Origin of the sequence: Dyella mobilis, assembly GCF_016904945.1 — a bacterium.
Lineage (GTDB): Bacteria > Pseudomonadota > Gammaproteobacteria > Xanthomonadales > Rhodanobacteraceae > Dyella_B > Dyella_B mobilis.
Genome location: NZ_JADIKF010000036.1, coordinates 60,907 through 74,836 on the forward strand (window position 1 = coordinate 60,907; position 13,930 = coordinate 74,836).

Genomic DNA, 13,930 nt, shown 5'->3' on the forward strand with positions numbered 1-13,930 from the left:
TGTCCTTCTCGTTCTTCACAAAGGGCGCGGACTAAATAACACACCGAATCAAGGGGCGGCAAGAAGATATGCGGCTTCGGCCTTAGTGATTGGGGGCGGCAGCAGTGCCTATTCGCCACGCCCTAATGTCTGCTATGGGAAACGGACATGATGATTTTTTGGACAGGGTATCCCAAAACATGAAGGAAGGACCGCTAACTTGACTGCATACGTTTTAGGATCGCCAGGATCTTTTGTTCGTTCGTAGCAATTTCTGTTGCATCGCGGGCTTTCGCATGTTGCGCGAGCAGTTCGGAGAGCTCGACGAAATCACCGGCTTGCGTCCCTTGTGAAGGCGACCACGTCATGGCGCAGCTCTTTTGCATGCGTAAGTAGTAGTTGGTTCCATCGTAGCCATCACCCAGAGTTGCTTGCGCGTGATCAATGTCGTCGCGCATCACTCGCGAAAGTTGACGAGCAATTTCGCTCGAAAAACGCGAATGATAGATGATCGGCTTGCTTGGCGGATTGAACTTCGGAGGTGGAGAACCGCTGGCGTCATACAAAGGGGAGTCAAATTCGAAGTAATACAGATCTTGCCCTACCAGTCGAATCGCGTACTGAGGCGAAAATGATGGTTCTACGTCGATCGATACGTCAGGACGTCCGGAAAGATACTTTTGCAACCATCCATCCAGGTCGCCCGTGAAATAGGTGCATGGTGTCAGTCCCTTTGCATACTTCGCCATGGCCCTTTGAGCATCGCGGTGCGCTATGTTGACCTCGCGATCAGCAAGGACTTTTCGCATCACGGGAATAAGAGACGCGCAGATCGAAGCAATAGTCACAACAAAAATGCAAAGCGCCATAAGCAAAATTCTTCGATTGCTCATGGACTTATCGCGTTTACTTGCATTCATATGGAAAACTATTTCCCCACCCTTAGATGTCTGAGAAAAGCCCCATTCCGCAGGCATCTCAATTTCTACTGCGTTACATGGCACGCATCCAATCGTAGCGTCAGCTTCGGGTCCGAAGCGGACCTTTGTCTCAGGGTCTGAACTCTCGTGTGACTTCGATCAGGCCAACGATATTGTCGTTCAGGTCCTCCAGATCCTCGGCCGGCACCCACCATTCCGTGTGATGGGATCCACCGACGCGCTGGACTGTGTACTTGTCCATGAATGACTTGCGCACGTGAAATCGAGTGACCGCGCCATAGCCACTGTCGCGCTCGTTCCAGTTGCCCGCTATCTCAGCCGCGTACTGTTCGTTGGTTACCGGGTAGAAAATTGGCTGGCCCGGCAGGCGCGGAGGCCACCGTTTAAAATCTGCCTGCCGCAGCAATTCCAATTCTTCTGGGCCGACCGGTCGGTACATCATCGTCAGGTCTTCAGGTGTCGCCATATCAGCTTCCATTTGTTCTTGGGCTCAATCCGCTCTGCCTGCTTTGGGTCGAAAGCGGGCCTTTCCGGAATATAGCCGCAAGTGCCCCTGGAGCTCATTGTCATCATCGGCAGGGTGTTTGGCACTCGCCGGAATCGGTGTTCAAACTGATCGGAATCCGCGCCTGGTCGCGGCGACGCCGGAGCGCCTCATGCGGCGCTGAGAGGTGGCGATCCTTGTGAACCATGCAAATATCAATCTCTCTGGATAGCGCAATCGAAGTGCATGCAAGCGACAGCTATCCGTTCACAAAATGTATGACCTTAGGTTCAGCTTGATGGCTGTGTTTGATTAAATGAATGTAGCAAAACTATAAAAAGTTGCTTGCTTATCGCGTCTAGATGAATCTCTACATGAATGTTTCCGAATCGAGTTCACACTCTGGAAACATATGACATTGCAGAGTCGGGCCCGCCGATTTTCACGCGATGCTGGAGATTCGTTCATGCGTTCCTATCAATGTCTTGCTTATGTGTCATTGGCTGCTCTGTCCATCGGTTTGAGCGGATGCCAGGGGTACGTCAAGAAAGCAGATTTCGATGCAGCCATCACCGACTTGCGCACCAATCAGCAGAGACAGCAACAAGAGATCGATAGCCTGACGCAGCAAATGCAGCAAAAATTCGCGCAATACGACGCGAAGATCGCTGAAATGGATGGCCGCATCCGGGTCGATACAGCTTCCCACTTTGCCTTCAACGACGCCACGCTGCGCGATCAGGACAAGCCGCTGCTGGACGATTTCGCCAAGATCATGCTGAAGAGCTATCCGCAGGCCGTGATTACGGTGGAAGGCTTTACCGATTCCGCGGGCGGTTCGGCATACAACATGCGATTGGGGCGCAAGCGTGCGGATGCCGTGCGCGATTACCTGGTCAACAACGACGGCATGCAGGCCGATCAGATCCACACCGTCAGCTACGGCAAGGCGGCCAATCGCCAGGTGGTGAAGGGCAAATCGGGCGATGAGGGAGAGCCCAATCGTCGGGTGAGCCTGGTGGTGGATTTCGCCGGGCCGCAATCGCAAGCTCAGCAGCAACCGCAGCCTCAGCCTCAGCTTCAGCCGCAATCGCCGCCGCAAGCGCAGGGTTGATCGGCGAACTCGGATTTGCTGGTGCGTGAAAGCATTGCTTTCACACCTGGCAACGCAGGCCTGCCAAGAACTTCGTAACTTTTTTGGGGCGCCAACCTGACTGCAGCAGGTTGGCGTCCCGTTGGTCTAATGCTGATGCGGTCAATACCTATTGCGCCGCCACCTAGCCGGCCGGATATCAGGCTGATTTAGTACGTGCAGATGCCGATAGTCAGCCGCAGTCTCGCGAGCGCCGGCTGCACTGTCCGGCCATTGAGATGGTTATTGACGGTCCCCGTGAGTTCACGTTAAAGATGCGCGTGCAATGCGCAGTCCTTGGGGGCTTTGGTACGCGTATAGGCCAGCCCGTAGGGCACAGGACAGATGCCAGTGACGATATCAATGGGGGTAATGGTGGGCTCGGCTAATACGGACAAGTACATTCACGGGTTGTTGTTGAGCGCCGATTCCTCTGCAAAATTTTATCCGGATGGCTTTGATTTTGCGGGAGAGAGTTCGCGCGCTTCGTCGTTTGCCGAACATTTGCAGCGAACTACGGGTGATAAGACGCTGGTCGAAGACTACAGCGCAAACCAGGATGGTTCGCTTTTCTTGCGGATAGCTCTCCACAGCAGGCTTACTTTGGGGAAGGTGGCCGAGATTAAAATTTCCTCGTTCGGGCGACTGGCCACGCTGGTGGATTGCCTGCCTCACTATGAGCCGAAGATTGTCGATGCGCTGGGTCAATTCGAATACCGATACATTCCATTTGAGAAAGTCGACATCCCTTACGATGGTGAGGAGCCGGCGTTCAAAGGCGAGACGTGGTATTGCCGCTATTTTTCGCCTTGGTACATAAGCCTTTAAGTTATTGGCAAGCTTGCGATCGTTATGACTGTCGGTCTGTCGGGAGCAGTGGGCAAGCACGCACCCATTGCAAGCACCGACTCCTCACTCCCATCCTCTCCCCGAAGGGAGTGGGTCACGAGGTGCGTGGAACCGTCTCGCGCAGCGCCACATCAATGCGAGCTTTACTTCCTCTCCCCTGCGGGGGGAGGGGCGTGTCGCGCGGCGCCCCACGAAGGGAGAGGGCGTAAAGCTTGCGCGGCATAAGCCGTAGCGCTTTATCAGCTTCTACTGACAGCGCATCAATGGCAGGCGGCGCGACAATAGAAACGTCGGGCGAGCCTCCGCAGATGGGAACCGCATCGCCCGACTAGCAGTGAAGAACGCGGATCGCATGGGTAGCCCCCCACACGACCCGCTAACCACCATTAACTTCAAAGGAGTTAACCATGGCTACGCCCGATGATACGTCACGCGCCCACGCGCGTCCTCGCTCCCGAGCACCCCTCGCGTATTTCTTCACCACCGTAAGGCTGATGCGATGTCGGGCCATCAGGGCGTCCGACTGATCCGGTCAGCCCATTCCGATTAGTCGTGCAGGATTTTTCCTGCAAGCCCTTCACGCCGTACGCAATGTACGGCGTGATCTAACCGTGTGGAGAAAATCATGAATCATCCGACGCACACTCGTGCGACAGGCTTGCTATGGCCTGAAGCCAGCCATCCATCCCTGCCGTCCGCAATCACTGCAAGGAAGCACCCATGAAGAGGCGAGCCCCTGGAGCCTGGATCACCCTCAACGCCAGCTACTACTGCGCCCCCGTTGGACATCCCCTGAAACTCGTGGACGACGCCAGCTTGTTGCTGGAAGGTGCGCGTGGCATTACGCAGAGCCTTGCCGATCTGCTTAGCCAGGACGTGGATATCAACCCCGACGATCTGGCCAAGGCCCTGTGGGCGGCCTCCGTGTTGACGGAGATGGGGCAGAGCAGTGCAGAGGTGGCGTATAGCCGGATTTGCAAAATGCGCAACAGGATTCGCAATAACGACGATGCGAAGTAAATGGGGCAGGGTAATTCGCCCATAAAGTCGCCATTAGACCTCGTGGAATGACCTGCAATGCTTTGCTCGTCATTCCAGCCCCAATGCGGCCACCTTTTCAGGCTACTATTCGCCGGACGGATCAAAATGGAAGTAATCCATGGATATGTTCGACTGGGTGGATTTCGAGGATGGCAGGGCGCGGTTTTCCGGTGGCATACGCGGCTGGGATGAGCTGGGCCACGAGACGTTTTGCGTGGAATTGAACGGCGATCCCCGATACGGCGAAGCCGTTACGGTTTTCGAGCAGGAAGGGGATAACTTCGGCTTGGAAATTATTTCCTTCGGCTACCACTCGACAGGTTATGTCGGCATGCCGGCGTCCACGCGGGCCCCTTTTTCGGCGGTCGATATTGAAAAGATCAAGAGCATGGTGACGCGGCTGGCAGATATCGTGTCCCAATGCGATCACCCTCCGTTTGTGCTCTCACGCGGCATAACCTCCAGGTACACCGGGAAAGTGGTGTTCCAGGACGGCTGGATCAATGCGATGACCTAGTTGGTCAATGTCTACAGGGGGAAATGATGAAAAATCACAAGGTGCGCCTTGCGGTGCGGGCATGGGTTTTGGCTGTAATTACGGGCCTCCTTGCAACGGGTTGCACGGATGTGCAAGTGCACCCCGTGGATCGGGACCAGTCATTGAGCACGATTTGCATCGTCGTCAATCCAGCTGTTGAAGTCAGCGATTTCGTTGATGTGCTTCGCGCTGGAATTGCCCGCCACAATCTTGCGTCTCAAGTCGTTAGCCAAGAAGCATCGAAGATCTGCCAGGCCACGCTTACCTATACCGCGCTACGCTCGTGGGACATGAGCCCCTATCTCTCTTACGCCGAGCTTCATTTGTGGCGCGATGGCAAACCCATCGGCGATGCCACTTATCATCTGCGCGGCAAAGGAGGTTTGTCGCTGGAAAAATGGGAAGGCACATCAACGAAAATGAATCCGGTTATCGACAGTCTGCTGAGCCAATACCACTAAACCCGGTGACCAAATTTTCAGGATAGAATTCGCCGAATGGACCAAAATGGAAGTAATCCATGAATATGTATGACTGGGTGGATTTCGAGGACGGCAGGGCACGGTTTTCCGGTGGCATACGCGGTTGGGATGAGCTTCGTCACGAGACATTTTGCGTGGAATTGAACGGTGAGTCCCGGTATGGCGAAGCCATTACGGTTTTCGAGCAGGAGGGGGACAACTTCGGCTTGGAAATTATCTCCTTCGGCTACAGGCTGGCGGGTGATGCCGGTATGCCGGCGTCATCGCGGGATCCTGTTTCGGTGGTCGATATTGAAAAGATCAAAGTCATGGTGGCGCAGTTGATCGATATCGTTGCCCAATGCGATCATCCCCCGTTCGTACTCTCTCGCGGCATAACCTCCAGGTTCACCGGAAAAGTGGCATTCCAGGACGGCTGGATCAATACGACGGCCCATTGACGGGACACGTGGAGCAAAGGACACAAGGACGTGGCGATGGTCGATTATTCCGAATCCATAGCAAAGGTATCCAAGGCGTCTTCTTTGGAGGATATCCAGAAGATTGCCGCCAGTTATCCGGCCAAAGGCACAGGTAAGTGCGGAGTTCTCTACAGCGGACACGTTGGCAAGGTCAGGTCGGAATTGATTGCCCTGGCCCTGGCCGACAAGATCGGCTACAGCGTCATCAATAGCACCCCCAGGGCCGGTTTCCTGGTGGCCGCCGAAGTGCCGATCATTGATCGCGTGGCGGGCATCCTGGAGTCGCAAGGCATGGAGCGGATGGACGCAAAAGCGGAAGCAGCAAACTTTCTCTATGGTAGCGGGAGTGCCGCGGCAGGCAGCCCCACTTCCTTGAGGGGCTGCTTGTGGGGGCAGGCATCGCATGAATTCGCCACGTCTTTGAAAGGCGACGTCGTGTTGGTAGCTTCTGCGGCCAGCCCGGATCGCGTTTTCGGCCAGGTCGAAGTGCCGGCCGTTTTGAACGATAGCGACGTGGCCAGCCTGGGCAAGCAACCGGTAGCGGATTTGCGTGCAGCGAACGCAGCAGGTGGCAGCAAGGCGGTATTGCCCAAGGTGCAGGCATCGTTCGTACGCGCCGCGCCGCGCGGTATTTTCAACGGCAAAAGCGCATCGGACATCGTTTTGTCCAAAGAGGCGGCGGATGCCTTGGGCGTCGATTCGTCCAATATGCCAAGCCTGTCCGAGGCACTTTCTTCCGGCATGACATTGGCCCCCATCGGTATGGGCCGCCCCGCGGCGCGACTGACCGATATGCATACCTGCCCCATGACTACCGGACCCGCACCGCACGTCGGCGGTCCGATCTGCGCCCCCGGCGCACCCAAGGTTTTGATCGGCGGCTTGCCAGCGGCGCGTGTGGGGGATGCGGCGATATGCGTGGGTCCGCCGGATTCCTTGTCGGCCGGCTCATCCAAAGTGAAGATCGGCGGGCAGCAGGCTGCGCGATTGGGCGACGCCACGGAACACGGCGGCGTGGTCGTTCTTGGGTGCTTTACCGTGCTGCTGGGCGGCTGAGCCTACCGGTTTACCTCGCCCAGCAAGGCCTTGGTGGGAACCTGCATGGTCATCGAGTAGTAGGGCGCATACCCGGAGATGGTCATCACCACCTTGCATGGAATGCTGGCGCGGCCGGCAAGCAGGTTGTTGACGTCCGCCTTGCTCAAAGCATGATCGGAATTGCCGCCATCCAGGGTCTCGCTGAAAGTCAGCTCGGATGAATAAGCGAACGATGGTGGCTGCCCTTGCTCCGCCTGACCTGCCGAATCGGTGATGCCGCGCATGAACCGCCGCAGCGAGAACGCATGATCGATAGAGAAATCGGTGTCGCCATCGAGGGAGCAGATCAGCCAATGTCCCACGACGGGCAATTTGTCGGTATAGGCTGCAGCAAGAAAACCGGTGTTGGAGTTGAAGGTGAGCTTGTAGGCGTGGCTGGTTTTTTCGAACCGGACGAAGCTCACGGTTGCCGGCGGCGCTTGCAGATGCTTGACGCAGCCCGCGCAGCTCAGCAGCAGCGGCACGAACATTAGCTTTTTCACGTAATCACTCATCGGAGCCGTCATCCGTCGGGGCTCCGGTAGTGTTGTCGCGAATGGATAGGTACACCATGCCCGCCACCGACTGCCCATCGCCGGTCACAGTGTGGAACAGGCCGCCGGCATCCGCGTGATGCGTATTGGAATCCACGTTGATATTCGGTCCGGATGGAATCACCCAGCGTACCCCGAAATTCGCCACATCATCCGACGAATCCGACGTGGTCGGGTTGGCGTGGACGTTGATCCAGAACTTCGCCTTGGGCGTTTTTTCCGGGTGGAACGGGATGGCGGAAAAGAGCTCGACCCAAAAACCGCTGCCCACCGGATCCAGCGTCACCAGCATCTGCACGTTGTAGCCCGCATCGACGAGCTTGCGCGAAAGGTGCGCCCCGTTCCAGCCACCCAGGCTGTGACCGACGATATAGACGGGGTTGGATTTGGACGGAATGACGTCGATGACGAACTTTTTGATGTCCGACTCGCTGTGTATTTGATAATACCCAAGGTCGTACGACACATAGAGGTCCTTGCTCTTGAGGCCTCCTTCCCAATTATCGAGCATGGTTTTGGGCACCTCGATATTGTGATAAGGCCCTGCAAAGTAATAGGACTCTTTGTCGCCCGCGCCTCCAATAAAGAACGCGATGGCCTTTTGCGACTCTGTCGGTGCACCCATGCTGTTTTGCCATCCTTGTGCCATTGGTGTTGGCCTTTTGGGAAAAGGCGAAAACCTGTCCAATCGTCGGGCGACGGTCCCGGGGCCGGCCGCCTTCCGGACGTCAAATCCCTTGACCGGGTATGGTAATGATCCTATTGGAAAATGCTACCATTCGACCGTCATTAGGGATGACGTCTATTTTTACAAGGAGCGTAGCCGCATGACCGTAGCCATGACGATCGCGTCGGCCAAGTGCGACGATCTGTATTTCATCGAATTGAATGCGGAAGAACAACTGGGCGAACTGTTCAAGTTTCGCGTCAAGTTCGAATCCCAGGACTCCAATATCGACCTCACCGCGCTGCTCGGTTCGCCGATGACGGTGACGTTGACCACGGAAAACGGCTTCCTCCGCTATTTCAACGGCATAGTCTGCGAGGCGGCGCAAACCGGCGTCGCATCGATCGAAAACCTGCTCTACGCGCAATATTCCGTCACGCTGGTGCCAAAACCCTGGCTGCTGGGGCAGATCGTGGATTGCCGCATTTTCACCAGCATGACCACGGCGGACATTATCAAGCAGCTGTTGAGCGAATCCGGTTACAGCGACGTCAAGCTCAGCCTTACCGGCAACTACACCCCGCGCGAATATTGCGTGCAATACCGCGAAGATTGCCTGAGCTTCATCCATCGGCTGATGGAGCAGGACGGCATCTATTACTACTTCACCCACGACGAGAGCACGCACACCATGGTGCTGGCAGACGGCCTGGGCGCGCACTCCGTCACGGACGGTTTCGCCCTGGTGCCTTATGCATCCCAGGTGGATAGCGTGCTGCGCAGGCAGGCGACGATCAACAGCTTTGCTTCGGGACGGGGCGTGGATGCGGCCACCTTCAAGCTGACCGATTACAACCCGCTGAAGCCGAAGGCCTCGTTGCTCTCCAGCGACACCACCGATGGCCATCAGCCGGAGGTCAACTACAGCGTATTCGACTTCCCGGGCGCGCACGGCGATGCGGCCCTGGGCCAGCACTATGCCAACGTGCGTGCCGAGGCATTTACCGCTTCACGCTCGAAACACGTGGCAAGGACCGAGGCCTGCAATGCGCAGATAGGCAGCCTTTTCACGCTGACCAATTTTCCGCGCATGGAACTCAATCAAGAATACCTGATCACCGGCACAAAAACCTTTATGCATGGCGGCGGACGCGCCTCGGGCAGCGGCGGCGCGCAATCTTTCCAGTGTTATTTCGACGCGCTCGAAAGCCGCATTCCTTTCCGCAAGGAAATCGAAACCGAAAAGCCGAAGATCGTCGGCCTGCAGACCGCGATAGTTACCGGCAGCAAGACCGACGAAGATATCGCGGTTGATCAATACGGTCGCGTGGAAGTCACCTTCCACTGGAATACGCCGGACAAGAAAAACGCCAAGTGTTCCTGCCCGGTGCGCGTGGCATCGTCCTGGGCTGGCAAGAATTGGGGCGCCGTCAACATTCCGCGCGTAGGCCAGGAAGTAGTGGTGAGTTTTCTGGAAGGCGACCCGGAGCGTCCATTGATTATCGGCAGCGTCTACAACGCCAGCAACATGCCGCCCTACAGTCTGCCCGACAACAAGACCCGCAGCGGCATCATCAGCCGCAGCCTGCTTGGCACGGCGGCGGATGCCAACGAATGGCACTTTGAAGACAAGAAGGGAAGCGAAGATTTCTTCATGCATGCACAAAAAGACATGCATCAAGAGATTGAGAACGACATGGTGGTAACCATCGATCACGACGAAACCGTGACGATCAAGAACGACCGCTCGCATTCGGTGGGCAACAACGACACGCAAAACGTGAAAAAGGACTACACCCTGACCGCAGGCTCGCAGCTCAAGCTCGTTTGCGGTTCCGCCAGCATCACTTTGAAAAGCAGCGGCGAGGTCGAGGTCAATGGCGTCAATCTCACCTTCAACGGGCAATCGCAGGTCGGCATCAAGGGCGCGATGACCAGCATCGAAGGCAGTGGCGAGATGCAGGTCTCCGGCGGCCTCATCATGATCGGCTGAGAACAACCCATGCTGACGGTCATGCAAGGAGCGCTGGACATGGAGCTCTCCGCGCCCGCGTTGCGTTGTTTGCAATCGGGCATGGCTCCGCGCCCGGCCGTACGCACCTTGCTCGATCGGGGGCACGGTATCGACGCGTTGAAACTGATGGCGCGGCTGTTGCCAAAGGTCTACGTGGTGGCCTGGTTGTGCGAGTGCGCACGCGACGTGCCGCTCGAATGGAATGACCGGGCCGGTGTCGCACTGGCCAATGCATGGGTGCGCGAGCCGAACGAAACACATCGTTATGCGGCGTTGAATTTCTGGACGGCCGACCAGAAGCGCACCCTCGGCGCCTGGTTGGCGGCGGCATCAGGCTGGTCCGGCGGCAGCCTCACGCCACCCGGGGCGGCAGCCGTGCCGCCGCCGGACAAAATGACCGCACTGGCGGCGATGGCGGTCATCAACAAACTGTCCATGCTGGACAGCGTGGCGTTTGAGTGTCGTCGCGAAGCTTTCATAGAGCGCGCCATCCATTTGTTGGCGGATGCATAGCTGCGTCGAGTGCAGTGATCGCCGGATATAAGCGTGGCGGTATGCCATCTGTACTTGTCCACTTTGCCACTATCTGAATCTGTATTTGCCGCAACGAGGGTCTTACGCTGCCTCCCACCATCCTGGGAAGCACTGCTTTACGGCGGATTTCCATGACTGGCCGCACGCTCTTCGCACGCTCAACGACCGCCCTCGTGAGGACTGCTGATGATTCACTCCACCATTCGCCTTACCGCGATCCTGACGTTGCTTTCCGCGACGAGTGCGATGGCGAACACCTTCCCGGCAGGCATTCCCCAGCTTGAACGAAATCGGGAAATCACCATGGCACTAAGCGCAGCGCCAGCGGAGCTGCGGGTGGACGCCGGCGTCTATGTGCTCGAGAGTTCCGGGTTTGTGTTGGCCAGGCCGAGTCGCAACGGTTTCAATTGCCTCGTCGAACGCGATATCAATGTAACGGCTCCCGTTTGTTACGACGCCGAAGGTTCACGCACCACCCTGCAGGCAAGCCTCGAACGGGCGCGGATCACGATGGGCGGCGCCGATGCTGCAAGCGTCGATCGCATGATCGATGCGGAATACAGTGCCGGCCGTTTGCACGCGCCCGCAAAGCCCGGCATTGCCTACATGCTCTCCCGCGACTTCGTGCGCCTCGATCCGAAAACGGGCGTGGCGAAGCCCCTGTATCCGCCGCACGTCATGGTCTATGCGCCATTCCTGCGAAACGAAGATATCGGCGTTGCAAAACCATTCGTGCGCAATCCCTCGCACGTATGGGTGGAGGCTCCGGGCAAACCCGACGCATGCCTGGTCTTTACCAGCGCAAATTAAATTGGCCAGACGGGATGGATGCTGGCCTTTTGTCGCTCGTCCAGACCATGGGAAAGGGCGATCCACCACACTGGATTCAATCCCTGCCTTCTCAAACCCCAAAGAGATAAAGGGAAGGGTGCAGCCAATCCGCATCAACTGACAGGCTTCACTTGTTGGGCTTGTCTTTGCATGATACCTTGCAATACAAGATGACATCGCTAACAAAACCTCCCCAAGAGCCTTCGCGCAGATCGCAACTCCTCAAAGGCTTGGCCGAATTGGCCGTCCTGAGCAGCATGCGCGACGGACCGCAGTACGGGCTGAGCATCCTGGATCGGCTGAAGGACCAGGCCGGTCTGGACGTGGCCGAAGGCAGCATCTATCCGCTGCTTCACCGGCTGGAGCGGGCCGGCTCCATCAAGGCGGAATGGCGACTCGATGAAGAGGGTACGCGCCCTCGCAAATACTACGTACTCACCGCGTCGGGACATCGCGAACTGGATGCCGCGACGGACGAATGGGGGCGCATCAGCCAGGCGCTGAATTCCTTTTTGAACAGGACGGTTGACCATGATCGGAACTAGCCTGGAGACCGCGGGTAGTTGGCTTCGTCGCCTTGATTGGTCACTGCACGCGCTGCCGCAGAACGATCGCATCGAGATCATCCGCGAAATGCGCTCCCACATCGAAGATCGCATCTCACGAGGCATTGCCGAACGTGACGTTCTTGCCTCACTGGGTTCGCCAGAGGAGTACGCACGCGACTTCCACGACGAGTTCGAACTTTCCAAGGCACTCGGCAGCCGCGGACTGATCGGCATGTTGCGCGTGGCCGTCTATTGGCTTCCTCGAAGTGCGGCCGCTTTTCTTGCGCTGATGGCTGTCGGCTGCCTCGGATTGTTCGGCACCGGCGTGGCGGTGACTGCCATGATGCGATTTGTCGATCCGCTGCACTGGGGGCTCTGGCTGTCCAGTCACAGCCTCGTGTTTGGATATGCCGCCAACCTCGCCGACGAGCACGAGGTATTTGGCACGTGGATCTATCCCTTTGCCGTGCTTTGCGCGGTCGGCTGCTGGATGGCGGGGCAGGCGACATTGCTCTGGGCGCTGCGAACCATCGCGCGACGCTGACATAGCCTTCAGGAAAAAAACATGCGTGCTACCCATGAGGCAACGACTGCTTGCCGAGGAATGCTTGCGCTACTGATCATCGCCGGTGGCGCATGGGTCGAGCCGGTCTTTGCCGCAAACCAGGATGCTTCCGCGCAGAGCGCTATGCATACGCAAGCAGCATACGAAGTCGAGCAGATGAGTTTTCCTGGCGGCATGAGCGGCGTGGTACTGGCCGGAACGCTGACTCGACCGATATCGTCCGGCCCTACGCCAGCCGTCGTACTCATTGCCGGGTCCGGCAAGACCGACAGGGACGAATCCGCTTATGGACACAAACCTTTTCTGGTACTTGCCGATGCCTTGACGCGCGCCGGCTACGCCGTGCTTCGTTACGACAAGCGTGGCGTCGGACAGTCGACCGGCAATGGCCGTGCGGCAACCACGCTCGATTTCAAGACGGACGCCGAAGCTGCCGTCCATTATCTTGGCGGACGCACCGATATCGATAAAACGCGCATCGCTGTCGTTGGCCACAGCGAGGGCGGCACCATTGCCGCGTTGATGTCAGGCGATCCTTCTCCGCCTGCTGCGGCGGTATCGCTAGCGGGCATGATTGCTCCCTTTGCAGAACAGATCGTCACGCAGGAAATTCTGACGGGGCGCGACGCGGGTGCAGACGAAGCCTACGACCGTGAGGTTCGCGCTTACTACGCCAAGGTGGAGGCCGCCGCACGCGTCGACGATGACCCGCAGCGGTTTGCGAGAATGCAGGCGATCTCTGCGGCGTGGAATTCGGAATTTTCGAAGGATGCTGCCGACCGCAACGCGGCCGCAGAATCCCTGCTGGCCATGCCTAAATTCCTCGCATCGCGATGGTTCCAAACGTACTTGAAACTCGACGTGCCCAAGGCCATCGAACAGGGGGAAATCCCCGTGCTCTTTCTCAACGGCTCGACCGACCACCAGGTTGCGGCCGGTCCGAACTTGACGTTGGCACGGCTTGCGCTCGGTCGCGAAACTCCGCTGCGCCACACGCAACGGCTTCCAGGCCTCAATCATCTTTTCCAACAAAGCGCATCCGGTTCCGGCGAGGACTATGCCAAGAACACACCTACGCCGTCGCCGCTCGCCATTGGCGCAGTCATTCAATTCTTGAACCTGGCGCTTACAAAGCAATGACGAGGGGTTGCCCTCCGCGGATACACCCTCCACGCCGGCCAATCGGCGGCTTCTTGATCTGCCCTTAACAATCTCTCACGTACATTCCGCCCG

At 57.5% G+C, this 13,930-nt stretch carries 17 protein-coding genes; 13 read left to right on the top strand and 4 right to left on the bottom strand.

The genetic code is table 11. From position 1 onward, the window contains the following. Window positions 1-194: 194 nt before the first annotated feature. Window positions 195-872: a hypothetical protein gene (locus tag ISS99_RS05225; RefSeq protein WP_204630541.1), complete on the bottom strand. Its 678-nt coding sequence runs from the start codon at window positions 870-872 to the stop codon at window positions 195-197. 157 nt (window positions 873-1,029) lie between these two features. Continuing rightward, entirely contained in the window at window positions 1,030-1,386 is a 357-nt protein-coding gene (locus tag ISS99_RS05230) for an ADP-ribosylation/crystallin J1 (RefSeq protein WP_239537697.1), read from the bottom strand. A gap of 484 nt (window positions 1,387-1,870) precedes the next feature. Here ISS99_RS05230 and ISS99_RS05235 point away from each other — a divergent pair, with 484 nt between their 5' ends. The 7 genes from ISS99_RS05235 to ISS99_RS05265 all read left to right on the top strand — a co-directional run bounded on the left by ISS99_RS05235 (window position 1,871) and on the right by ISS99_RS05265 (window position 6,963). Continuing rightward, the gene (locus ISS99_RS05235) at window positions 1,871-2,518 is read left to right on the top strand and encodes an OmpA family protein (protein ID WP_204630543.1); all 648 of its coding nucleotides are present in this window, start codon (window positions 1,871-1,873) and stop codon (window positions 2,516-2,518) included. Window positions 2,519-2,887: 369 nt separating this feature from the next. Further along, window positions 2,888-3,364: a hypothetical protein gene (locus ISS99_RS05240; RefSeq protein WP_204630544.1), complete on the top strand. Its 477-nt coding sequence runs from the start codon at window positions 2,888-2,890 to the stop codon at window positions 3,362-3,364. A gap of 741 nt (window positions 3,365-4,105) precedes the next feature. Next, window positions 4,106-4,405, top strand: coding sequence for a hypothetical protein (locus ISS99_RS05245; protein ID WP_204630545.1), 300 nt, complete (start codon window positions 4,106-4,108; stop codon window positions 4,403-4,405). A gap of 139 nt (window positions 4,406-4,544) precedes the next feature. Beyond that, window positions 4,545-4,943 carry a hypothetical protein gene (locus ISS99_RS05250; RefSeq protein WP_204630546.1) on the top strand — a complete coding sequence of 133 codons (399 nt, stop codon included), beginning with the start codon at window positions 4,545-4,547 and terminating at the stop codon, window positions 4,941-4,943. A gap of 26 nt (window positions 4,944-4,969) precedes the next feature. Next, window positions 4,970-5,425, top strand: a complete 456-nt coding sequence (locus ISS99_RS05255; RefSeq protein WP_204630547.1) for an Sbal_3080 family lipoprotein — start codon at window positions 4,970-4,972, stop codon at window positions 5,423-5,425. 59 nt (window positions 5,426-5,484) lie between these two features. Next, window positions 5,485-5,886 carry a hypothetical protein gene (locus ISS99_RS05260; protein ID WP_204630548.1) on the top strand — a complete coding sequence of 134 codons (402 nt, stop codon included), beginning with the start codon at window positions 5,485-5,487 and terminating at the stop codon, window positions 5,884-5,886. Between the two features lie 762 nt (window positions 5,887-6,648). Further along, window positions 6,649-6,963, top strand: a complete 315-nt coding sequence (locus ISS99_RS05265; protein WP_239537723.1) for a PAAR domain-containing protein — start codon at window positions 6,649-6,651, stop codon at window positions 6,961-6,963. A 2-nt stretch (window positions 6,964-6,965) separates the two neighbouring features. Here ISS99_RS05265 and ISS99_RS05270 read toward each other — a convergent pair whose 3' ends face one another. Beyond that, window positions 6,966-7,487: a hypothetical protein gene (locus tag ISS99_RS05270; RefSeq protein ID WP_204630549.1), complete on the bottom strand. Its 522-nt coding sequence runs from the start codon at window positions 7,485-7,487 to the stop codon at window positions 6,966-6,968. Window positions 7,488-7,491: 4 nt separating this feature from the next. After that, window positions 7,492-8,163 carry a hypothetical protein gene (locus tag ISS99_RS05275; RefSeq protein ID WP_204630550.1) on the bottom strand — a complete coding sequence of 224 codons (672 nt, stop codon included), beginning with the start codon at window positions 8,161-8,163 and terminating at the stop codon, window positions 7,492-7,494. Window positions 8,164-8,365: 202 nt separating this feature from the next. On the opposite strand from ISS99_RS05275, the gene ISS99_RS05280 reads away from it, so the two are divergent. From ISS99_RS05280 to ISS99_RS05305, 6 genes are all read left to right on the top strand, one after another. Beyond that, window positions 8,366-10,198, top strand: a complete 1,833-nt coding sequence (locus ISS99_RS05280; RefSeq protein WP_204630551.1) for a type VI secretion system Vgr family protein — start codon at window positions 8,366-8,368, stop codon at window positions 10,196-10,198. A gap of 39 nt (window positions 10,199-10,237) precedes the next feature. Continuing rightward, window positions 10,238-10,732 (top strand): DUF6931 family protein, encoded by a 495-nt coding sequence (locus ISS99_RS05285; RefSeq protein WP_239537698.1) that lies wholly within the window; start codon window positions 10,238-10,240, stop codon window positions 10,730-10,732. A gap of 207 nt (window positions 10,733-10,939) precedes the next feature. Continuing rightward, window positions 10,940-11,563: a hypothetical protein gene (locus ISS99_RS05290; protein WP_204630553.1), complete on the top strand. Its 624-nt coding sequence runs from the start codon at window positions 10,940-10,942 to the stop codon at window positions 11,561-11,563. A gap of 278 nt (window positions 11,564-11,841) precedes the next feature. Continuing rightward, window positions 11,842-12,129 (top strand): PadR family transcriptional regulator, encoded by a 288-nt coding sequence (locus tag ISS99_RS05295; protein WP_204630554.1) that lies wholly within the window; start codon window positions 11,842-11,844, stop codon window positions 12,127-12,129. Next, window positions 12,116-12,676, top strand: a complete 561-nt coding sequence (locus ISS99_RS05300; protein WP_204630555.1) for a DUF1700 domain-containing protein — start codon at window positions 12,116-12,118, stop codon at window positions 12,674-12,676. The genes ISS99_RS05295 and ISS99_RS05300 overlap by 14 nt, the downstream gene beginning before the upstream one ends. Window positions 12,677-12,697: 21 nt before the next feature. Beyond that, window positions 12,698-13,837, top strand: coding sequence for an alpha/beta hydrolase family protein (locus ISS99_RS05305; protein ID WP_204630556.1), 1,140 nt, complete (start codon window positions 12,698-12,700; stop codon window positions 13,835-13,837). Window positions 13,838-13,930 lie beyond the last annotated feature (93 nt).